Raw genomic sequence first — 20,335 nt, forward strand, 5'->3', positions numbered from 1 at the left:
GCACAGCGCCACCGGATGATAACTATACGAATTAACCTATCAGGCGCTTTGCGCCAGGGCAAGTTCCTCTTCCCGCGTTTCAATACGCTGGTCGCCGTTATACAGACGCGCATTTTGCAGCCCGACAAACAAACGTTCGCCGCGGCTTGGGGAATCATCGCCCTGCATGATGACCGTCAGCGGCTCGTTGTACCACCCCAGGGGTTGCACAACTAATTGGGTGTAGTGTCCTTTCGGGCTGGCTTCCAGCACCTGTACCGGCAACGGCGAATCCAGGCTGGTACGACGGCTCACGTCCACTTCCCACGGACGCAGGAACAAATCCACCGGTCCCTGATAGCCTGGCGTATAACCCAGCGGCCAGCGGTGTGCGCCCACGTGGAATTGCCCACCGCGAATCGTCCCCTGCAGGCGGTTAACCTCACCCATAAATTCCAGAACAAAACGGGTAGCCGGTTCGCGCCATACCTGATCTGGCGCATCAGCCTGTTCGATATGCCCCTGGCTCATCACCACCACGCGGTCTGCGACTTCCGTTGCTTCTTCCTGGTCGTGGGTCACAAACACGCTGGTAAACTTCAGCTCTTCATGCAGCTGGCGCAGCCAGCGACGCAGTTCTTTACGCACCTGCGCATCAAGCGCACCAAACGGCTCGTCGAGCAGCAGGATCTGCGGCTCTACCGCCAGCGCACGCGCCAACGCCACGCGCTGTTTTTGGCCGCCGGAGAGCTGTGCCGGAAAACGGTCCGCCAGATGAGCCAGTTGAACCATTTCCAGCAGTTTGGTCACTTTTGCTTTGATGGCCGCCGCATTCGGGCGCTCACGCCGTGGCAGGACCGTCAGACCAAACGCGATATTGTCGAAAACGGTCATATGACGAAACAGCGCATAGTGCTGGAACACGAACCCCACCTTACGGTCGCGGGCGTGCAATCGGCTAACGTCGGTACCGTGAAAACGGATATGCCCGCTGGACTGATGCTCCAGCCCGGCAATAATGCGCAGCAGCGTGGTTTTGCCCGAGCCAGACGGCCCCAGCAGCGCAACCATCTGACCTGAAGGAATATCCAGCGAGATATCGTTCAGCACCTGGGTGCGACCAAAAGACTTCTTAATATTGGCAATCTCAATGCTCATGATTTTCCTCCTGCTGCGCGCGTTTCTCCTGGTTCTCCAGACGCCATTGCAACATGCTCTTCAAAAACAGGGTAATAATCGCCATCAGCGTTAATAGCGCCGCGGCGGTAAAGGAGCCGACCGTGTTGTAGTCCTGCTCCAGTAATTCAATCTGTAGCGGCAGCGATAAGGTTTCGCCGCGAATCGAGCCGGAAACCACTGACACCGCGCCAAACTCACCAATCGCACGGGCGTTGGTCAACACCACACCGTACAGCAATGCCCAACGGATATTCGGCAGCGTCACGCGGCGGAACATCTGCCAGCCGGACGCGCCAAGCAGCACAGCCGCTTCATCTTCATTGCTACCCTGGCTTAACATCACCGGCACCAGCTCACGCACCACAAACGGACAGGTCACGAACACTGTCACCAGCACCATCCCCGGCCAGGCAAACATAATTTGCAGGTTATGCTCATCCAGCCATCCGCCAAGCGGGCCGTTAGAGCCGTAAAACAGCAGATAGACCAGGCCGGCAACCACCGGCGAGACAGCAAATGGAATATCCAGCAACGTCAGCAATAGTTGGCGTCCGGGGAAGTTAAAGCGGGTCACCAGCCAGGCCAGCAACACGCCAAACACCAGATTCACCGGCACCGCAATCAGCGCAATCAGCACCGTCAGCCAGATGGCATGCAGCATGTCCGGGTCCGCCAGATTCTGTAATACCGGCATTAATCCCTTGCTGAACGCCTGCACGAAGATGTAAATCATCGGCACCAGCAAAATAAACGCGGAGACCAGCATGCCCGTGCCGATCAGGAACCATTTCCCCCAGTTGATGCGGGGTGCGCCATAGCGTTTCAATTGGGTAATGTCTGCCATCAGTGACCTACCACACGTCGACCAAAGCGACTTTGCAGAGTGTTAATTGAAAACAGCAGCAACAACGAAGCCCCGAGGATCACAGAAGCAATCGCGCTGGCGGCCGGGTAGTCAAACTCCTGCAAGCGAACAAAAATCATCAGCGAGGTCACTTCCGTCTTCCATGCGATGTTTCCGGCGATAAAAATAACCGCGCCAAACTCACCGAGGCTGCGGGTAAACGACAGCGCAACGCCCGCCACCAGCGCGGGAGACAGCTCCGGCAGCACTACTTTACGGAAACTTTGCCAGCGCGTAGCACCGAGTGTTTCAGCTGCTTCTTCATATTCCGGGCCTAACTCTTCCAGTACTGGTTGCACAGTACGCACCACAAACGGAATGCTGGTAAAGGCCATCGCTACCGCGATACCGAGCCAGGTGTAGGTCACCTTGATATCCAGCTTCGCCAGCCACTCGCCGTAGAAGCCATTAACCGAAAACAGTGACGCCAGCGTCAGACCTGCCACCGCCGTAGGCAGTGCAAACGGCAGGTCCATCAGCGCATCCAACAGCGTACGGCCCGGAAAGCGATAGCGGGTTAATATCCACGCCATCAGCAAACCGAACACGCCGTTAAAAATCGACGCCACAAACGCCGACAGCAGCGTCACTTTATAAGCCGCCACCACCTGCGGATTGGTAATCACATCCCAGTATTGCGCCCAGCTCATTTGCGCCAGTTGCATCACCAGCGCGCTCAGCGGCAGCAGCAATATCAGGCAGACAAACAGTAAGCTGGTGCCCAGGCTCAAAGTGAACCCGGGCAGCACGCGTCGGGAAGAAACAGCAAACATTTACTTACGCCCCGCCGCCAGCAGTTTGTCCAGCTCACCGCCGCTGACAAAATGTGTTTTCATCACTTCAGGCCACGAGCCAAACTTATCTTCCACACGGAACAATTCGGTCTGCGGGAATTTATCTTTCAGCTTGTCCATTACCTGTGGGTTATTCACGCGGTAGTAGAAATCGGTAATGATGGTTTGCGCCTGCGGGCTGTACAGCCAGTTCAGGTAAGCTTTCGCCGCTTTTTCAGTACCGTTGGCCTGCACATTTTTATCTACCCAGGCCACCGGGAACTCCGCCAGAATGTTGACCTTCGGCACCACCACTTCGAAGCCCTGGTCTTCATACTGTTTACGGATATTGTTCACTTCCGATTCAAAGGTAATCAGTACGTCGCCCAGACCGCGCTCCACGAAGGTGGTAGTTGCACCACGACCGCCGGTATCAAATACTTCCACGTTTTTCAGAAACTGGGTCATGAACTGTTCGGTTTTAGCTTTATCCCCACCGTCCGCTTTATCTGCCGCGCCCCACGCTGCCAGATAGGTATAGCGTGCGTTACCGGAGGTTTTCGGGTTCGGGAAAATCAGCTTCACGTCCGGGCGAACCAGATCGTTCCATTCATGGATATTCTTCGGGTTGCCCTTACGCACCAAAAACGCCATGGTGGAATAGAATGGCGAACTGTTATTCGGCAGGCGGCTTTGCCAGTCGGCAGGGATCAGCTTGCCTTTGTCATGCAGGATCTGCACGTCGGTCACCTGGTTATAGGTCACGACGTCAGCTTTCAGCCCCTGCAAAATCGCCAACGCCTGTTTTGATGACCCGGCATGAGATTGTTTAATCGTCAGTTTGTCGCCGCCGTTATCCTTCGCCCATTGCTGTTCAAACGGCGGATTAAGGGCGGCAAACAGCTCGCGGGAAACATCGTATGAACTGTTCAGCAGTTCCGTTGCCTGCGCCTGCCCCACCAGCAACAGCATGGCTGCCAGCGTCAGTGTTCTTTTTTTCAGTAAGTTAACGGCCATTGCGCACCCTTATAAATTAAATGACTTTCTTATGGTCATCATATTTATAACCAGTGCTAAAGGAGTAACGGTTTTATATACCGTTTGATGATTTGAAAGTTGAAAAGAGAATAAGGGGTATCTCCTCCCCAACACATGGGGAGGAGACCGGCATCAATCAGACGCCGACGCTTACGCTTTCAGGCAAAGTGCTGCCGCCATCAATCACGTTTTGCGTGCCAGTTAAATAACTGGACTCATCCGATGCCAGGAACGCCGCCAGTTCACCGACCTCAAGCGGGCAGGCCAGACGACGCATCGGGATCGCTTTAGCCATTTCGACTAAAACGGATTCAGGATCTTCCGGGTTAGACTGACGCGCAATGCTTTCCGCCATCGGCGTACGAACGTAGCCAGGGCAAATGGCATTCACGCGAATGCCGGACTGCGCATATTCTATCGCCAGGGATTTGGTCAAACCGATGATCGCGGCTTTCGACAGCGCGTAGGCCGTTTCGCCCGGGTCAGCAACCATATCGCCGGTCACCGATGACATCATCACGATGCGCCCATCTTTGCGCGCAATCATCTCCGGCAGAACGGCTTTCGTCACGTTCCAGACGCCTTTAATGTTGATATCAATGTGAAAATCGCGATCTTCATCGCTCATATCAAGGAAGTTGCCGAGGCGGCATACGCCGGCATTGTTCACCAGAATATCGATTTTGCCTTCAATCTGCTTCGCGCGCGTCACCGCTTCCTTGACCGACGCAAAATCTCTGACGTCAGCGTGAACGGCTGTGCAACGGTGCCCACGTCCAGCCAACTCATCCGCCAGTTTTTCAATCTCATCGGAGATATCCAGCAGGATTAAGTTCGCACCATGGCGGGCAAACGTTCTGGCGATACCTTCGCCAATACCCTGAGATGCGCCCGTAATCAATGCTGTTTTGCCCGTGAGTTTTCCCATTTCAATATTCTCCTTTTGAATATGAAGCCTTCGCTTCATTCACGCAGAAGATACAGCAATAACAAATTAGTGCTGAGGAATAGCTCACTAAATCAGGTTAATCTCAGGTAAAAAAAATCCCCGACGATGCGGGGATGTCTATTTCGTGGCCGATAACAGGATCAGCTCACCATTACAGCGCCATTAAACGGTCCAGCGACGGTGCAAAGTAATAGCCGCCGGTTACCGGTTTGGTGAAGCGCAGCATCGCATCACGCTTACCGTCAGTGTCACCAAACATGCTCAGCAATTGTTGTTCAATGTTGTGCAGACGAGCGCAGTAGGCGCAGAAATAGAGACCATGCGTGCCGCTGGCAGTACCGTATGGCAGGCTCTGGCGCACAATTTTCAGCCCTTTACCGTCTTCTTTGAGATCGACACGGCTCAGGTGAGAGGTCACCGGACGGTCATCACCGTCGATCTCTTCGTTGGCTTCCTTGGTGCGACCAATCATCATTTCCTGGTCATGGATGCTCATGCGATTAAGCTGCTTCAGGTTATGTTCCCAACGCTGTACAAACACATAGCTGCCACCGGCATCCACGCCATCTTTGATAACGGCAACTTCACGGCGCGTTTCTTCGCCTGCCGGATTTTCCGTACCGTCAACAAAGCCGCTGAGATCGCGCTCTTCGACCCAACGGAAACCGTGGATTTCTTCTTTGACTTCAATACAGTCGCCAAATGCTTCCATTGCCGCCTGCGCAACGGAGAAATTCACGTCATGACGCAAAGAGAGAATATGGATCAACACGTCATATTGGGTTGCTGGTGCCAGACCTTTACCGTAAGGGATAAAGTCTTTTAACTCTTCAGCACCGACGCCGCCGCTCAATGCACGCCAGGTGTTGTTGCCAAAAGCGACAACCGCGCCCAGATGCGCATCCGGGAACTTAGCTTCAAAGGTCGCCAGCTTATCGGCGAAGGTTTTGCTGGCCGCACGCAGGGCATCAACGTCGCCTTTAACATTGGCTTCAATCCAAATCGCCGCACGGCAATGTTCTGGCAAAATGCCACTCTGAACCTGAGACATTGTTCCTCCTGAAAAAAAGATGCCACGACATCGTGGCATTGATGGGCGCTATTCTACCTGTTTTTTTAACAAGCCGATTTGTTCAGACGCAAATTAACGCCGCCAGATAATTTTGCTTACTTTCCACGCTTTCAGCGTGTCGTCAGACGGCATTATATCCTCAGGCCCGCTCCACTCACCGGAAAAAATATAGCTAATATGCTGACTTCCCTCAGCTTTACACTCAACGCCCGCGCTATCATCGCCGGTTGCTTTTTGGCAATTACCGAAAGCTTTAGTGTAAAGGTCGCTAAACGGTGTACCGATTTCGACACCCGCGGCTGACGAAATATCGTGGTCTAATACATCAATGCGACTGATAGTTCCCTGGCTGCCATTGATGACAATCGCCAGCTTGTCGTCTTTCATCGCTTCATAGAAGCGCACCACATTACCGTTATCGGTCTTCATTCCGCTACGCAGGCGGTAATCACTGTCCAGCGCATCAGCAATGGCTTTTTCATCCAGCGGCGTAGCGCCCGTTAACGCTCCGACACCCTGCTCTGTGACCTGCGTTGAAGAACCAAACCAGTTCCACGGATTGGCGGCAGACCAGTTCACCGAGGACAACGTTGAACACCCGGCCAGTAGCAGCGGCATCGCGCATAAAGTCAAACGCAGTGATTTCATTTCACTTCCTTCCTTATTTATCAACGTTGCTTGGAGTCCGGTTTCCCCAAAAAGTGCCGTTATTCTTTCTCAAGGGAAAAACAGGCGCGCAGACGTTGATTGGTTAACAGCCAGATCAGCGCGACAATATCCGCCACCAGCAGCGCCAGTCCGACGCCATTGAGCGGATCGCCTGCCAGCCACATCACCGGCTGCCAGCACAGCAGCACTAGTTGAGCGAGAATCAATAATCCGCGCAGCCAGCGCCAGATCACCGGAAACGCAAAGCGTCGCCCGCTGAGTAAAAACGCCAACACGGCGGGAACGCCGGGAAGCAACCCCAGCCAGAATGCGTCATGATCGGGATAAAACAGATTCAGCAAGGTGTTGCCCTGCTCACGGGAAGAACCGGCAATCACAAACAAAACCCAGGTGCGTGCCTGCAACAGCAGTACGCACCAGAAGAGAAAAGGCAGGCGCAGACGCCCATGACCATCATAGTCGGCCGGATGAAACTCAGTACTCTTCATCTTCGATCAAACGCTTGCCCAGATTGAGTACATCCGCATGTTCATAGCCCAGACGTTCATACATGCCCTGTACGACGTCGTTATCGTCACGCACCATGATTTGAATCTTCGGACAACCGCGGGCAATGAGCTTTTTCTCCAGCCGGTTGAGCAGCGCATTGGCAATACCGCGTCCGCGAAACTCAGGATGCACGCCCAGGTAATAGGCGGAACCGCGATGCCCGTCGTATCCGCCCATCACCGTGCCGACCACCTCGCCGTTCACTTCAGCAACGAGGAACAAGCTGACGTCATGATTGACTTTACGTTCGATGTCCATTTCGGGGTCGTTCCATGGACGCAGCAAATCACAACGCTCCCAGAGGGTAATCACCTCTTCGAAATCTTCCTGGCGAAAAACGCGTATTTCCATGGTATTGGGTACCTTTTCAGGACGTTAAAAAGCGATTATGGCGCGAACGGCTGATTTAGCCAATATCTGACGCGAAGCGGCGGAAAAAATGGCATAATACGGAATTGTCACGTATTGAAATGAAAAGTAAAACAATTCTTATCTCGATCCGTCGCAACGGACTACGCGATACGATATAACGTTTAGAACCTTTTTTTTACAACTCAGGCCGTATGAGCACTTTTAAACCACTAAAAACACTCACATCGCGCCGCCAGGTGCTGAAAGCCGGGCTGGCCGCCCTGACGCTGTCAGGCATGTCACAAGCCATCGCTAAAGAAGAAGCGCTAAAGACCAGCAATGGACACAGCAAACCGAAAGCGAAAAAATCCGGTGCTAAGCGCGTTGTTGTCCTTGATCCGGGGCACGGAGGGATTGATACCGGCGCAATTGGTCGCAACGGCTCGAAAGAAAAGCACGTTGTGTTAGCTATTGCCAAAAACGTGCGCTCGATCCTACGCAACCAGGGGATTGATGCTCGCCTGACCCGCTCCGGCGATACGTTTATTCCGCTCTACGATCGCGTCGAGATCGCCCACAAGCATGGTGCCGATCTGTTCATGTCGATCCACGCCGACGGTTTTACCAATCCGAGCGCTGCAGGTGCTTCGGTCTTTGCCTTATCCAATCGCGGCGCCAGTAGCGCCATGGCGAAATATCTGTCCGATCGTGAAAACCGGGCCGATGAAGTCGCCGGAAAGAAGGCCACTGACAAAGATCATTTGTTGCAGCAGGTGCTGTTCGATCTGGTGCAAACTGACACCATAAAAAACAGCCTGACGTTAGGCTCGCATATTCTTAAGAAGATCAAGCCGGTACACCGTCTGCACAGTCGCAGCACGGAACAGGCCGCCTTCGTGGTGCTAAAATCACCTTCGATTCCGTCGGTCCTGGTCGAAACCTCGTTCATCACCAACCCGGAAGAAGAACGATTGCTGGGTACGGCGGCGTTTCGTCAGAAAATCGCCACCGCTATCGCCAATGGCATCATCAGCTATTTCCACTGGTTTGATAACCAGAAAGCCCACTCGAAGAAACGTTAACCATGAAGCCCGATGCACAGCGCGTAAAACAGTTCCTGCTCAGCCTGCAGGATGAGATTTGTCAGCAGTTATCCACCGTAGACGGCAGCGAATTTGTTGAGGATAACTGGCAACGCGAAGCGGGCGGCGGCGGGCGCAGTCGGGTGTTGCGTAACGGCGGTATTTTCGAGCAAGCAGGCGTTAATTTCTCTCACGTCCACGGCGATGCTATGCCGGCCTCAGCTACCGCGCATCGCCCGGAGCTTGCCGGGCGCAGCTTTGAAGCGATGGGCGTCTCGCTGGTGGTGCACCCGCAGAATCCCTACATTCCAACCAGCCATGCCAACGTACGGTTTTTTATCGCGGAAAAACCGGGGGCCGATCCCGTGTGGTGGTTTGGCGGCGGCTTTGACTTAACGCCCTACTACGGCTTTGATGAGGATGCGGTTCACTGGCATCGCACGGCGCGGGATCTGTGCCAGCCGTTTGGCGATGACGTTTATCCACGTTACAAAAAGTGGTGCGATGACTACTTCTTCCTCAAGCACCGCAACGAGCAGCGCGGCATTGGCGGGCTGTTTTTCGATGATTTGAATACCCCTGATTTCGACCACTGCTTCGCTTTTATGCAGGCAGTAGGTCAAGGTTACACCGAGGCGTATCTGCCCATCGTCGAACGCCGCAAAATGATGAGCTGGGGCGAGCGCGAGCGTAATTTCCAGCTTTATCGTCGTGGGCGCTATGTGGAATTTAATCTGGTGTGGGATCGCGGCACGTTGTTCGGTTTGCAAACCGGCGGGCGCACGGAATCGATTCTGATGTCGATGCCGCCGCTGGTACGCTGGGAGTATGACTGGCAGCCGGAAGCAAACAGCCCGGAAGCTGCCCTTAGCGAGTTTATTCAGGTCCGCGACTGGGTGTAATTGCCTGATGGCGCTACGCTTATCAGGCCTACAACAACGGCAAACCCGTAGGCCGGATAAGACGCGTTAGCGTCGCATCCGGCACAATAGTCTCATCATGCCCACTGGCGCATACGCTGATGCAGCGTCAACGATGGTTTCTCCGCAAACAGCTGCTGGTAGTCGGTGGCAAATTGCCCTAAATGCCAGAATCCCCACTGCATGGCGGCGTCTTTCACCGTCGCACTCTGCGACCATGGGCTTATCAACTCACGGCGCACGGCGTTCAGGCGAATACGTTTCAACCATGCATTCGGGCCAATACCGAGGATCGCGTGAAAGGCGTTTTGCAACGTCCGGCGGCTAACGTGCAGTTGATTGCATAAGTCGAGCACGGTCAGCGGCTCTGACATATTTTCCAGCACATATTCGCGCGCACGCGACAGCAAGCGACGATAACTCTGATGGCTGATGCTCTCCGCAGTCATAATCGGCTGCGCTTCTTCCAGCATGGTGCCCATCGCCAGCAGCAGGTTATCCCCCAACACTTTACGCACCGCGGGTTGGTGAAGGTTTTCAGGATTCTCACTAAACGTCGCCAGCGCCTGCTGCACAAAGCCCCATAGCGCGGCTTTGTGTTGTTCTTTAACTTCCAGCGCCGACTGATTGCGCAGCATATGCAACACCCTTTCCGGGTTATGCAGGAAGTTGGCCTGACGAGCAATGGCCTCTTCCGAAATGACGACACCCAAAATGGTGTAATCATCCGGCGTACTCAGTTCAAACTCCGTCCCGCCTGGGCGGGTGGCAATTTCAGCGCTACCCAAACACTGGGTACCAATAAATCCCTGCTCGCCGCGCGTGGCCGGAATGCCAAACCAAAATGAGTTTGGCCAAACAAGGCACGACTGACGCAGCGCCAGTCCGGTGTATTCACGGAACACCTGAATATCATCGAGCAGGATTTCCGTGAACTCGCCATGAAATTTTCCCGGATGCAACTGGTCGTAGATCTGCTGCCAGGCGGTAATCGTCAGCGCATGCTCATACACATCCGTTGTTCGCCGTTGGTGAACGTTGTCCACTTCCACTTTCGGCGTCAGTTTAACGTCTTCGGGTAATACTTCATGATAAAGATGGTGCAAGTTTGCAGTACGGTTCTTTTTCATGATCTTTTAAGCCGGAAGCTTCAACGAAGCCCCCGGCCCTCCGACAAGTTAATTTTTTAAGCGGTAGCGACTACTGCGTTTACGCAACGCTCCATCAGAAAAGAGCTGTTCCAGCGCATTTCTGGCTTCATCAAGTGACCAGCCAAAGTGGGCAGCCACTTCCCCTGCCGTCATTCCTTGACGGACCGATGCTAACAGCGTCAGAAGTTGGGCAGAGGATTCAGACGTCACTGGGGCGTCCTGTGTCTTCTCTGGTTTCACTTCTGTTTTCGCTTCTGGCTTCTGTTCAGGTTTCTTCGGCTGGCGTTTAAAACCGCCGATCAGCCACTGGGTGTCATCGTCCGGCCGGCCTATTTCCTTACGGCTGATAACACGGCCCGTACGCGCTGCGGCTGCACTGCCAGCATCCAGCGCTGCGCGGCATGCCGCCAGATCGCCTTCCACCACCAGCGTCAGCCGACCAGGATCGAGCACTTCGTGGCTAAGCAGACGCACGTTCGCGGCTTTCAGCATGGCATCGGCCGCGTCCACGGCAGCCACCATGCCATCCACTTCCAGTAATCCCAGTGCATTGATCATCACTACCTCTCTTACGCGCGCTGGATTGGATTACGGGCAATATCCAGAACGGCATCGGTAAAGGCGTTACATGCGGCTTTACAAGCGGCCTGGCTACCGGTCAAAAACGCGGCTGAATAGTTAGTTTCTGACGGCGGTGGTACATAGGTCACCAGTTGTACATCGGCAGATTTCAGCGCGGCATCAATACCAAATGTCGCTTCCAGCGGCGGAGCTACCAGATACGCCATCGGATCACCCAGTCGGCATCCCGCGGTTGCGGAGAGATACGAACCGGTACGCGAAACCACATGCGCCAGGAAGGCGGTATCTTCTGCGTCATTCGCCCACTGGAATGCCGCCCCGCTTTCAATATTGGCCACCATCGCGTCCAGACCCGCGCGAACTTCGGCCGGGTTTGGTCCACCGAGCATAATCAGCACTTCGCCCGATGTTGGAGAAGGACTGTGCGCCGCACCGGCATACAGCGAGCGGCCATAAACCACTTCGACCATTGCCTGTTTTGTCGCTTCGTCTGCGGCAATATACGCCACGTCATCAGAATCTGCTGTGATGAGTCCGAGGCTACGTATATGTGGCGGCAACTTAAGTTCGCGGGCAAAACCGTCATTAACCGAGGCAATCACGCGCATCGCGGTGACTGAAGGTCTAATCAAATCTAATGCTGGCATGATGCCTCCTTAACGGGTCATATTGATGCCGGATGCTTTTTGCTCCAGCATGCGCTTGGCCAAATCCACAATTACTGCTGCCGCTTCAACCGGAGGCGTACCGCCCTGGTGAATGTTCGAGATGCAGGTACGGTCAGCCTCAACGGTGGTTGCCACACGCGGCGAATAGACGGCGTAGCAAGAAAGACTTTCCGACTGACCGAGGCCCGGACGTTCACCAACCAGCAGGATTACCGCTTTTGCACCCAGCAGTTCGCCGATCTGATCTTCGATTTTCACGCGCCCATAGCGAACAAAGAACGGCGTCCCGACTTTCAATCCAGCCTGTTTTAAGCCCGACAACAGCGGCGGCAGGATCTCTTCGTAGTTGGCGGTAATCGCGTCGGTAGACAGGCCATCAGAAATAATCACCTGCACATCCGGATTCATTACACACTGTGATTTCAGTGCTTCAATGGCTTCCGCACTCAGACGACGCCCCATGTCCGGACGCGTCAGATACAGGTTTTTGTCGCCGATTTCCGAGCGCACTTCCAGCAGCCCCTGGGCTTTTACCCACTCTTCCGGCACTTCTTTCAATACCGTATCTTTCGAACGTGAGTGGTCAGCCAGGAAACGCAGCAGCGCCTGGGTACGCGGACGAGGACCGGCACGACCGGTACATACACGCGCAGCGGTGCTACGGCGAAGTTCAGTCAACACCTCTGCACGGTGCGGATTCTCTACGCCAATCCATGCTTTGGCTTCGGCTGAGCCTAAGTCCATCGCGCAGCTTTCACCGGTCGGCGCGGCGCACTGCGTGGTGCTGCATTTTGCTGGTGCTGACGGTTCTTGAGCCTGCGGTTGAGACTCACCCATTGACGCCATTACGCTGCGTACAATTTCTTCAATCTGTTTTTGATCCATCGAGTGTCATCCCCGCGTCATCAGAAGAACAGTGACGGATCGCCCGCCCGTTTGGTCAGGCGACCGTTTGCCATAATGCCCATGGTTTCCAGCCAGCGTTCAAACTCCGGCGACGGACGCAGGTTCAGCAGCTGACGCACGGTCGCGGTGTCATGGAAGGCGGTGGTCTGATAGTTGAGCATGATGTCGTCACCGAGCGGCATGCCCATGATGTAGTTGCAGCCAGCGGTGGCGAGCAGAATCATCAGGTTTTCGTTAAGGTTCTGGTCAGCATCAGCATGGTTGGTGTAGCAGCAGTCGCAGCCCATTGAGATGCCGCTCAGCTTGCCCATAAAGTGATCTTCCAGACCCGCGCGAATAATCTGACGGTCGTTGTAGAGATACTCCGGCCCGATAAAGCCCACCACGGTGTTCACCAGGAACGGATCGTAGTGGCGTGCCAGCCCGTAGTTACGCGCTTCCATCGTCACCTGATCGGCGCCGAAGTTCGCGCCCGCGGAAAGCGCAGACCCTTGCCCGGTTTCGAAGTACAGGCAGTTTTCCCCGGCGATACGGTTGAACTCAGCGCCCACTGCACGCGCTTCATCCAGCATGGCCAGCTCAACGCCAAACTCTTTTAAGCCTTTTTCGCTACCGCAGATACTCTGGAAAATCAGCCCGCCCGGCGCACCGCGACGAATCGCTTCGATCTGGGTAGTCACGTGTGCCAGTACGCAGCCCTGGGTCGGGATGTTAAATTTGTCGATAACGCCGTACACGGTATCCAGTACGCGGCTTAAGTTTTCCACGTCATCCGTTACCGGGTTAACACCAATCACCGCATCGCCCGCCCCGAAGGACAGCCCTTCGTAGATTTGTGCCGCAATACTCTGCACGTCATCACGGGTGTCGTTCGGCTGTAAACGGCAGCTGAAGGTGCCCGGCAGACCGATGGTGGTATTGGCCTTTTTGATCACTGGCATTTTCTTACCGCCGTAGATCAGGTCCGCGTTGGAGCAAATTTTTGCTACCGCGGCGACAACCTCCGACGTTAACCCTTTACGCGTAAACGCAATGTCATCAACGGAGGTTTCATCGCTCAACACGTACTCGCGCAGCTCGCTGATACTCCAGTTTTTGATACGGTTATAGGCCGTTTCGTTGACGTCATCCTGAATCAGACGCGTTACACAGTCCTCTTCATAGGAAATCACCGGGTTATTGCGGATATCCGCCACCGTCATTTCCGACAGTACCTGCTTGGCCGCCACGCGCTCCTGCGAACTGGTTGCAGCCACTCCTGCCAGCACATCCCCCGAACGCAGTTCGTTGGCTTTTGCCAGCACCTCTTTAACATCCTTAAACTGATAAACATTGCCGAACAATGTGGTCTTTAGTTTCATAAGTCGTTCCCTCAGGAAGGAAATGCGAGTGATTTCACCGTCACCGGCACAACCGATCCGCCAAAAAGAGGCGTACCAATGTCGATATAGTCCCCCGCCCGGACAACCACCTCATCGATGACTGCCAGCGGGTGTTGCTGTAACTGTGGGCGTAACAGCATGCCCAGGGCCTTACCAAAATCCTGCTCGGCTACCACCAGCAGGGGATGCGGATTCGGATAGCGCGCGACGAAGGCCAGCAGCGCATCAATCACCGTTAACAGCGCGGCGTAGCGCACCGGCAGTGAACCGGGCAGCGCCAGCACGTAGGCGTCTGTTTGCGGGTCCAGATCGAGCTGCATTAGCGCCTGTTGCCAGGCGGCCACCAAATCAGCCTCATCAACCGGAATCGCCACCGGCAGATTGCGCAGCGGAAGCGCCACACCTTCCAGCCAGATAGTGCTGCCCGAAAGCGACAGCGTATGCGCACCAGCGCCAATCACCGTGGCGCGCACGGTTTGCGCCGGGAACTGCACGTTCATCTCACGCAGGCGCGGATGTTCATGCAGAGCCGTCGCTAACAGCGGGCCAATGTCGGAAAAACAGAACGGGTCGGCGGGTTGGTTGCGGTAGCACTCGCCCACCCCGCCGGACAACGTAATCACTTCCGGTTTCATGCCCGCCGGTAACAGGCCGGTTTGCATCAGCGCCTGTGCCAGCGGTGATAACGTGCCGTCGATCACCTCCACAATCAGCGCCGCCATCCGTCGGGCTACCTGAACAAGCTGCGCCGCATTGAGAGTTTGGGCATCAGTGCCCGGACCAAATACGTCATCAACAATCATCTGCCCCGGCTGATGCGCATGCACTACTCGCCCCTGGCCGTCCGTTTCCAGCAGTCGTCCGCCGACGTTGAGGCAAGCCGAACCGCTGACCTTTCCGGCATCGAACAGAACGTAGTTCGACGTACCGCCACCGATGTCGATATTCAGTACGCGGCACAACTTCTGCTCGGACAGGGTTTGTGCCCCCGCGCCGTGACCGGCAATCACCGATTCCAGATGCGGACCGGCGCTGGCAACCACGAAGTCCCCCAGAGACTGAGAGAGCGCCATCACCGCCGGACGCGCATTTCGGGTTTTGGCACTTTCTCCGGTGATGATGATCGCGCCGGAATCGACAGTCTCAGGCGCAATACCCGCCGCCTGATACTGGGCGAGGATCAGCGCCTTAAGTTCGGCCTCTTTCAACCCGCCCTGCTTATCAACGGGGGTAAAGAACACCGGGCTTTGCCAGCTAATTTCGCGTTTGATGAATTCGTAGCGCGGCACCTGCGACACTGCCGCACGGTTAACCAGTTCAAGGCGCGAGAAAATCACCTGAGTGGTAGTGGTGCCGATATCGATACCGACGCTCAGTAGCTGGCGAGTATTCACGATTGCGCCTCCGGGTTGGTTTCTACTTCTGCTGGCACATCTTCATCTTTCGGTACTAACAGCATAGCCACACCAATCGCCGTCACGCCGCCAATCAACTTGCCGACAATCATCGGGAAGATCATCGCGTTCATATTGGCAGCGGCGAAGCCTAAGTGGTCACCCAGTGCAAAGGCCGCGGAGACCGCAAAGGCGCAGTTGATCACTTTGCCGCGGGTATCCATATTCTTCATCATGCCGAACATTGGAATGTTGTTCGCCAGCGTCGCGACCATACCAGCAGCCGCAATATTATTGATTTTTAACAGGTTACCGACACTCATCAGCGGTTTTTCAAACCAGCGAGTCAGCAGCAGTACCATTGGATACGCACCGAGCAGTACGCAGGAAATAGAACCGATAACTTCGATGGCGCGCATCACTTCACCCGGCTTGTCGCCCGGAGCCATGAAGATAGGATCAAGACCTGGGATCAGCTCCCAGCCGAGCAGGAATTTAACCACCGCTGCTGCCAGGCCGATGGTGATCAGCGCCACCAGGAATTTCGCGAAAATCTGGAAGCCGTTGATCATTTTTTCCGGGATGAATTTCAGTCCCAGCGCCACCAGCACAGCCACGATCAACACCGGGATCATATTCATCAGGATCAGCGCGAAGGTGAACTCCACCGGCTGCCCGTTGATTTCGACGCCGGAGTACATCGCAATCAAACCGCCCGCAATACAACCAATCGGAATGGTGACAATACCCGCCAGCACGCCCAGCGCCAGATAACGGCGATCGGACGGTTCAATAATCCCCAGCGCAACCGGAATGGAGAAGACCAGCGTCGGCCCCATCATCGCCCCGAGGATCAGGCCAGAGTACAGCCACGCCGCAACGTCGCCGCCCGCCAGTTCTTTCGCCAGGAAGAAGCCGCCCATATCGCACGCCAGCAGCGTTCCGGCAAACATCGACGGGTTCGCGCCCAACATTTCATACAGCGGAATAATTACTGGCCCGAGCACATGCGCCAGAACCGGTGCCAGCGCGGTCATACCGACCATCGCCAGGCCCAGCGCGCCCATCGCCATAAAACCTTCTTCAAACTGGCCGCCCGATCCCTCAATACTCTTACCAAACTTACCGAGGAAGCGTGCCGAACCGCCGAACTGCGACAGGATCCTGTCCACGGCGGCAATCAGCATAAAGAACATCATGATGTACATGATGATTTCGTTAATTCCCATAGCCCCTACTCCCTGTCATTTGTGATTTGTAGGCCGGATAAGACGTTTACGTCGCCTCCGGCATTAACGCCGTGTTATTGCCGGATGGTGGTGCGAGCACCTTATCCGGCCTACAGGCATTACCCAGCAGCCGCGTACAGGTCGATGATCTGTGCCTGCGTGGCGGTGCGTGGGTTACTGCGAATACAAATATCCTCCAGCGCGGCGTGAGCCCATGCGCTGTACTGCTCGGGCTTTGCCCCAACGTCAGAGAGTCGTTTGGTCTGGCCCACTTCGCTAATCAACTCGCTGACCACGTTGATAGCATCACGATCGTCCGATTTCTTGTTGGTTAACGCGCGTCCGATATGGCTGAAGCGCTCACGACACACCATGCGGTTGAACCCCATTACCGTAGGAAGCAGCATGGCGTTAGCCTGTCCGTGTGGAATGTGCAACGTCGCCCCCGGCTGGTGCGCCATCGCATGGCACAGGCCAAGCCCAGCGCTGGAAAACGCCATCCCGGCCATACAGGAAGCCAGCAGCATGCTTTCGCGCGCCGCCAGATCCTGACCGTAGCCGACGGCCTTCGGCAGCGATTTACCGATCATCGCTATCGCGCCAATCGCCAGGCTGTCGGTAAACGGCGTCGCGTTCAGTGCGCTATACGCTTCAACGGCGTGCGTCAATGCATCAATCCCGGTCATCGCCGTTACGTGTGCAGGCACGCCTTCCGTCAATGCGGCGTCAAGGATCGCCACATCCGGCATCAGGGTTGCGTGGGCCAGCACTTTTTTGAGTCCGGTCGCGGCGTCGATAATCACCGTGACGTTCGTGGTTTCTGAACCCGTTCCGGCGGTAGTCGGTACGGCAATCAGCGGCAGACGCGGGCGTAACACGCTGCGCTCGTCCATGTCAGCCAGCGTCTGGGTAGGATTGGTCACCAGCAACGCCACTGCCTTGGCGGCATCCAGCACGGAACCGCCGCCGAAAGCCACGACACCGTCGCACTTTGATTCACGCAGTTGCGCGACTGCCGCGCAGACGTCCGTAATGCACGGTTCACCTACCGGACATGGCCACAGCGTCATTGCCACACCTTTCATCGCCAGGCTGCGCTCCAGTGCGGCGGTCATCCCCGCCTGATGCAGAAAGCTGTCAACCATGACGAACATATGCGTCAGTCCGCGCGTTTGTGCTTCCTGTCCGCAGGTACTGAGCGCTCCCAGTCCACATAACGTAACCGGGGGAACGCTAAACGTTTTTACGCGTTGCAGATTCAGGGTATCGAATGCCTGAAAGAGCGCGGTCTGCAATTCAGCTTGCATAGATTCCTTCCGCTTTTTCTTTTCCGCTGTTTGCAATCGCCAGCGGAGTCATAAACAGGCTGTGCTGGGGTAAATGCACCTGCAGTTCCGGGAAACGCTTACGGAACAGTTCATCAACGCCTGGCTGCATACAGGAGCCACCCGCCAGCCACAAATCAGCGACACTCTGTCCGGCAATATGGTGCGCCACGATTTCCGCCATCTTTTCGTAGACAGGCTTCACCACCGGCCAGATTTCTTTGCCATTGCTGCGCTTGTACTGCTCGGCTTCCTCCAACTGGATACGACGGTTCCCGGCCAGCGTCAGAGAGATATGGTGCCCGCCGGTCGCTTCATCAGCGGAGTAAGTCACTTTTCCCTGTTTAACAATTGCAATCCCGGTAGTGCCACCACCAATATCCACCACGCCGGCGTTATCAAGCTGCAACAGATCCGCCACCGCGGTTGGTTCGTCGAGGACATGGCTCACTTCAAGCCCGGCAGACTCCAGCACGTTAATAGAGATGCGTGGGTCAGTTCCCGGTGGAAACGAGGTTGCAGCATGGGTAAAACGGCAACCCAGCTGTTGTTCGAGCGTATCGAGATGGCGACGAACGATGGTCACCGCACCAAAGAAATCCCAGACGATGCCATCGCGCACGACATCGGCCCAGTCCAGGCAAACCGCGACCGGTTGTCCGTCACTGTCCACAACCATCGACACCACATCACACGTTCCCAAATCAATGCCCAACCACAGCGGTGAATCGCTCTTTGCGGGCGTCTGGTTACATAGCGTTGCCGCTTTTAGCAGTCTGGGTGTCAACCAACGTTGTTCGTCGTGCGCCATCTCATTTACTCCTTATACAATTCTGAAGGCGTCTACCAACACACAGCGACGCAGACGCACAAACGTACGCGCACTGGTCACCCCTTCCCCGGTTGGTGTGGTAATGGTCATCGTGGTCCAGCCTTCACCGCCCAGTCCAAGACCGGCAATGCACGGTCCGTTCTTAACGAAGATGCTGGTATCAATGGCGTTTGCCATACGGTTCATATTTTCGATATTGCGTGAGTGCATCGCCGCCGTATGGTGGCAGCCGCCTTCCAGCTTGACCGCCAGTTCAATGGCTTCATCGACGTTGGCAACCCGTACGACCGGCAGCACCGGCATCATCAGTTCGGTAACGGCAAACGGATGCGTCGCTGAGGTTTCGACGAATAACAGACGGGTTTGCTCCGGTACGTTCAGACCAATCGCCGCAGCGATTTTTCCGGCATCGCGTCCGACCCAGTCACGACTGACCGTGCCTTTACCGCGCTCATCGATATTTTTCAGCAGCACCGGCTGCAGCTGTTCGGCCTGAGCAGCGGTCAGTTTCACCGCATGCTGGCTTTCCATCAGACGCATCAGTTCATCAGCGACGCTATCGACCACGATCAGCACTTTTTCGTCGGCGCAGATGATGTTGTTGTCAAACGATGCACCTTTGACTATCGACTGCGCCGCACGTGCCAGGTCAGCCGTTTCATCAACCACCACTGGCGGATTACCCGCACCAGCGGCAATCAGACGTTTGTTGGTGTGCTTACGCGCGGCGTCCACTACGGCTTCACCACCGGTCACCACCAGCAGGCCGATACCTGGGTACTTGAACAGACGCTGGGCAGTCTCGATATCCGGGTTGGCAACCGTCACCAACAGGTTTGCCGGACCGCCTGCGGCAACCACCGCCTGGTTAAGCAGAGTGATAGCGCGCTGAGAGACTTTTTTCGCCGCCGGATGCGGTGCGAAAACCACGCTGTTACCAGCGGCAATCAGGCTGATGGCGTTGTTAATGACGGTCGCGGCCGGGTTGGTGGATGGGGTTACCGAGGCCACCACGCCCCACGGCGCGTTTTCAATCAGCGTCAGACCGTTATCGCCGGTCAGAACCTGTGGAGACAGGCATTCCACACCCGGCGTGCCGCGCGCCTGCGCCACGTTTTTGGCAAATTTATCTTCGACGCGTCCCATGCCGGTTTCAGTGACGGCAAGTTCCGCTAATTCTCTGGCGTGCTTTTCGCCCGCCTCACGTAGGGCCGTGATAGCCAGTTGGCGCATGGCGACGCTTTTCAGCCCCTGCTGGGCCAGTTTTGCTGCCGCCACTGCGTCATCCAGGGAGGCAAAAACGCCCATTTCTTGAACGGCACTGACGGGTTGGCTGCTGTCTTTCATTTTCAGCAGTACCGCTTTCACGACCTGTTCAATATCCTGTTGATTCATGATTTT

21 protein-coding genes are annotated in these 20,335 nt (G+C 55.5%); 2 read left to right on the forward strand and 19 right to left on the reverse strand.

The window, feature by feature from the left end:
* Positions 1-39: 39 nt before the first annotated feature.
* The 9 genes from cysA to OGY06_RS10660 all read right to left on the reverse strand — a co-directional run bounded on the left by cysA (position 40) and on the right by OGY06_RS10660 (position 7,463).
* Complete coding sequence (gene cysA, locus OGY06_RS10620) at positions 40-1,137, reverse strand: sulfate/thiosulfate ABC transporter ATP-binding protein CysA (RefSeq protein ID WP_003038066.1); 1,098 nt, start codon at positions 1,135-1,137, stop codon at positions 40-42.
* Positions 1,127-2,002, reverse strand: coding sequence for a sulfate/thiosulfate ABC transporter permease CysW (gene cysW, locus OGY06_RS10625; protein ID WP_003038064.1), 876 nt, complete (start codon positions 2,000-2,002; stop codon positions 1,127-1,129). The genes cysA and cysW overlap by 11 nt, the downstream gene beginning before the upstream one ends.
* The gene (gene cysT, locus OGY06_RS10630) at positions 2,002-2,835 is read right to left on the reverse strand and encodes a sulfate/thiosulfate ABC transporter permease CysT (protein ID WP_003038061.1); all 834 of its coding nucleotides are present in this window, start codon (positions 2,833-2,835) and stop codon (positions 2,002-2,004) included. Before cysT ends, cysW begins: the two co-directional genes overlap by 1 nt.
* Positions 2,836-3,852, reverse strand: coding sequence for a thiosulfate/sulfate ABC transporter substrate-binding protein CysP (gene cysP, locus OGY06_RS10635; RefSeq protein ID WP_003835019.1), 1,017 nt, complete (start codon positions 3,850-3,852; stop codon positions 2,836-2,838). It abuts the gene before it with no gap.
* A gap of 157 nt (positions 3,853-4,009) precedes the next feature.
* The gene (ucpA, locus tag OGY06_RS10640) at positions 4,010-4,801 is read right to left on the reverse strand and encodes an SDR family oxidoreductase UcpA (RefSeq protein ID WP_191222307.1); all 792 of its coding nucleotides are present in this window, start codon (positions 4,799-4,801) and stop codon (positions 4,010-4,012) included.
* Positions 4,802-4,973: 172 nt separating this feature from the next.
* Positions 4,974-5,873, reverse strand: a complete 900-nt coding sequence (gene yfeX, locus OGY06_RS10645; protein ID WP_003835022.1) for a porphyrinogen peroxidase — start codon at positions 5,871-5,873, stop codon at positions 4,974-4,976.
* A gap of 93 nt (positions 5,874-5,966) precedes the next feature.
* Positions 5,967-6,542 (reverse strand): RpoE-regulated lipoprotein, encoded by a 576-nt coding sequence (locus OGY06_RS10650; protein ID WP_063941686.1) that lies wholly within the window; start codon positions 6,540-6,542, stop codon positions 5,967-5,969.
* Positions 6,543-6,601: 59 nt separating this feature from the next.
* Positions 6,602-7,051 carry a DUF2919 domain-containing protein gene (locus OGY06_RS10655; RefSeq protein ID WP_003835027.1) on the reverse strand — a complete coding sequence of 150 codons (450 nt, stop codon included), beginning with the start codon at positions 7,049-7,051 and terminating at the stop codon, positions 6,602-6,604.
* Positions 7,038-7,463, reverse strand: a complete 426-nt coding sequence (locus OGY06_RS10660; RefSeq protein WP_003038048.1) for a GNAT family acetyltransferase — start codon at positions 7,461-7,463, stop codon at positions 7,038-7,040. Before OGY06_RS10660 ends, OGY06_RS10655 begins: the two co-directional genes overlap by 14 nt.
* Before the next feature lie 212 nt (positions 7,464-7,675).
* Here OGY06_RS10660 and amiA point away from each other — a divergent pair, with 212 nt between their 5' ends.
* Together amiA and hemF are read left to right on the forward strand one after the other, a co-directional pair.
* Complete coding sequence (amiA, locus tag OGY06_RS10665; RefSeq protein ID WP_003038046.1) at positions 7,676-8,545, forward strand: N-acetylmuramoyl-L-alanine amidase AmiA; 870 nt, start codon at positions 7,676-7,678, stop codon at positions 8,543-8,545.
* Positions 8,546-8,547: 2 nt separating this feature from the next.
* Positions 8,548-9,447, forward strand: a complete 900-nt coding sequence (gene hemF / locus OGY06_RS10670; protein WP_048224960.1) for an oxygen-dependent coproporphyrinogen oxidase — start codon at positions 8,548-8,550, stop codon at positions 9,445-9,447.
* Between the two features lie 95 nt (positions 9,448-9,542).
* Here the strand turns inward: hemF and eutR are convergent, their stop codons facing one another.
* The 10 genes from eutR to OGY06_RS10720 form a co-directional block, all read right to left on the reverse strand.
* Positions 9,543-10,595: an HTH-type transcriptional regulator EutR gene (gene eutR, locus OGY06_RS10675; RefSeq protein ID WP_003835032.1), complete on the reverse strand. Its 1,053-nt coding sequence runs from the start codon at positions 10,593-10,595 to the stop codon at positions 9,543-9,545.
* 48 nt (positions 10,596-10,643) lie between these two features.
* Complete coding sequence (gene eutK / locus OGY06_RS10680; protein WP_003835033.1) at positions 10,644-11,174, reverse strand: ethanolamine utilization microcompartment protein EutK; 531 nt, start codon at positions 11,172-11,174, stop codon at positions 10,644-10,646.
* An 11-nt stretch (positions 11,175-11,185) separates the two neighbouring features.
* Complete coding sequence (gene eutL, locus OGY06_RS10685; RefSeq protein WP_063941688.1) at positions 11,186-11,845, reverse strand: ethanolamine utilization microcompartment protein EutL; 660 nt, start codon at positions 11,843-11,845, stop codon at positions 11,186-11,188.
* Positions 11,846-11,854: 9 nt separating this feature from the next.
* A complete protein-coding gene (eutC, locus tag OGY06_RS10690) occupies positions 11,855-12,751 on the reverse strand; it encodes an ethanolamine ammonia-lyase subunit EutC (protein WP_125112667.1) in 897 nt (298 codons plus the stop codon).
* A gap of 20 nt (positions 12,752-12,771) precedes the next feature.
* A complete protein-coding gene (gene eutB / locus OGY06_RS10695; protein ID WP_003038029.1) occupies positions 12,772-14,133 on the reverse strand; it encodes an ethanolamine ammonia-lyase subunit alpha in 1,362 nt (453 codons plus the stop codon).
* A gap of 11 nt (positions 14,134-14,144) precedes the next feature.
* A complete protein-coding gene (eutA, locus tag OGY06_RS10700; protein ID WP_206159763.1) occupies positions 14,145-15,548 on the reverse strand; it encodes an ethanolamine ammonia-lyase reactivating factor EutA in 1,404 nt (467 codons plus the stop codon).
* Complete coding sequence (gene eutH / locus OGY06_RS10705; protein WP_003835043.1) at positions 15,545-16,777, reverse strand: ethanolamine utilization protein EutH; 1,233 nt, start codon at positions 16,775-16,777, stop codon at positions 15,545-15,547. The genes eutA and eutH overlap by 4 nt, the downstream gene beginning before the upstream one ends.
* 119 nt (positions 16,778-16,896) lie before the next feature.
* Complete coding sequence (gene eutG / locus OGY06_RS10710) at positions 16,897-18,084, reverse strand: ethanolamine utilization ethanol dehydrogenase EutG (RefSeq protein WP_164562555.1); 1,188 nt, start codon at positions 18,082-18,084, stop codon at positions 16,897-16,899.
* The gene (gene eutJ / locus OGY06_RS10715; RefSeq protein WP_063941690.1) at positions 18,074-18,913 is read right to left on the reverse strand and encodes an ethanolamine utilization protein EutJ; all 840 of its coding nucleotides are present in this window, start codon (positions 18,911-18,913) and stop codon (positions 18,074-18,076) included. Before eutJ ends, eutG begins: the two co-directional genes overlap by 11 nt.
* Positions 18,914-18,925: 12 nt before the next feature.
* The gene (locus tag OGY06_RS10720) at positions 18,926-20,329 is read right to left on the reverse strand and encodes an aldehyde dehydrogenase family protein (RefSeq protein ID WP_003835050.1); all 1,404 of its coding nucleotides are present in this window, start codon (positions 20,327-20,329) and stop codon (positions 18,926-18,928) included.
* Between the last annotated feature and the right edge of the window lie 6 nt (positions 20,330-20,335).

This window comes from Citrobacter sp. Cpo147 (assembly GCF_030332405.1).
Taxonomy (GTDB): Bacteria; Pseudomonadota; Gammaproteobacteria; order Enterobacterales; family Enterobacteriaceae; genus Citrobacter; species Citrobacter portucalensis.

Coding starts and splice junctions, on each gene's coding strand:
- cysA (WP_003038066.1), bottom strand. CDS start 1,137: ATGAGCATTGAGATTGCCAATATTAAGAAGTCTTTTGGTCGCACCCAG.
- cysW (WP_003038064.1), bottom strand. CDS start 2,002: ATGGCAGACATTACCCAATTGAAACGCTATGGCGCACCCCGCATCAAC.
- cysT (WP_003038061.1), bottom strand. CDS start 2,835: ATGTTTGCTGTTTCTTCCCGACGCGTGCTGCCCGGGTTCACTTTGAGC.
- cysP (WP_003835019.1), bottom strand. CDS start 3,852: ATGGCCGTTAACTTACTGAAAAAAAGAACACTGACGCTGGCAGCCATG.
- ucpA (WP_191222307.1), bottom strand. CDS start 4,801: ATGGGAAAACTCACGGGCAAAACAGCATTGATTACGGGCGCATCTCAG.
- yfeX (WP_003835022.1), bottom strand. CDS start 5,873: ATGTCTCAGGTTCAGAGTGGCATTTTGCCAGAACATTGCCGTGCGGCG.
- OGY06_RS10650 (WP_063941686.1), bottom strand. CDS start 6,542: ATGAAATCACTGCGTTTGACTTTATGCGCGATGCCGCTGCTACTGGCC.
- OGY06_RS10655 (WP_003835027.1), bottom strand. CDS start 7,051: ATGAAGAGTACTGAGTTTCATCCGGCCGACTATGATGGTCATGGGCGT.
- OGY06_RS10660 (WP_003038048.1), bottom strand. CDS start 7,463: ATGGAAATACGCGTTTTTCGCCAGGAAGATTTCGAAGAGGTGATTACC.
- amiA (WP_003038046.1), top strand. CDS start 7,676: ATGAGCACTTTTAAACCACTAAAAACACTCACATCGCGCCGCCAGGTG.
- hemF (WP_048224960.1), top strand. CDS start 8,548: ATGAAGCCCGATGCACAGCGCGTAAAACAGTTCCTGCTCAGCCTGCAG.
- eutR (WP_003835032.1), bottom strand. CDS start 10,595: ATGAAAAAGAACCGTACTGCAAACTTGCACCATCTTTATCATGAAGTA.
- eutK (WP_003835033.1), bottom strand. CDS start 11,174: ATGATCAATGCACTGGGATTACTGGAAGTGGATGGCATGGTGGCTGCC.
- eutL (WP_063941688.1), bottom strand. CDS start 11,845: ATGCCAGCATTAGATTTGATTAGACCTTCAGTCACCGCGATGCGCGTG.
- eutC (WP_125112667.1), bottom strand. CDS start 12,751: ATGGATCAAAAACAGATTGAAGAAATTGTACGCAGCGTAATGGCGTCA.
- eutB (WP_003038029.1), bottom strand. CDS start 14,133: ATGAAACTAAAGACCACATTGTTCGGCAATGTTTATCAGTTTAAGGAT.
- eutH (WP_003835043.1), bottom strand. CDS start 16,777: ATGGGAATTAACGAAATCATCATGTACATCATGATGTTCTTTATGCTG.
- eutG (WP_164562555.1), bottom strand. CDS start 18,084: ATGCAAGCTGAATTGCAGACCGCGCTCTTTCAGGCATTCGATACCCTG.
- eutJ (WP_063941690.1), bottom strand. CDS start 18,913: ATGGCGCACGACGAACAACGTTGGTTGACACCCAGACTGCTAAAAGCG.
- OGY06_RS10720 (WP_003835050.1), bottom strand. CDS start 20,329: ATGAATCAACAGGATATTGAACAGGTCGTGAAAGCGGTACTGCTGAAA.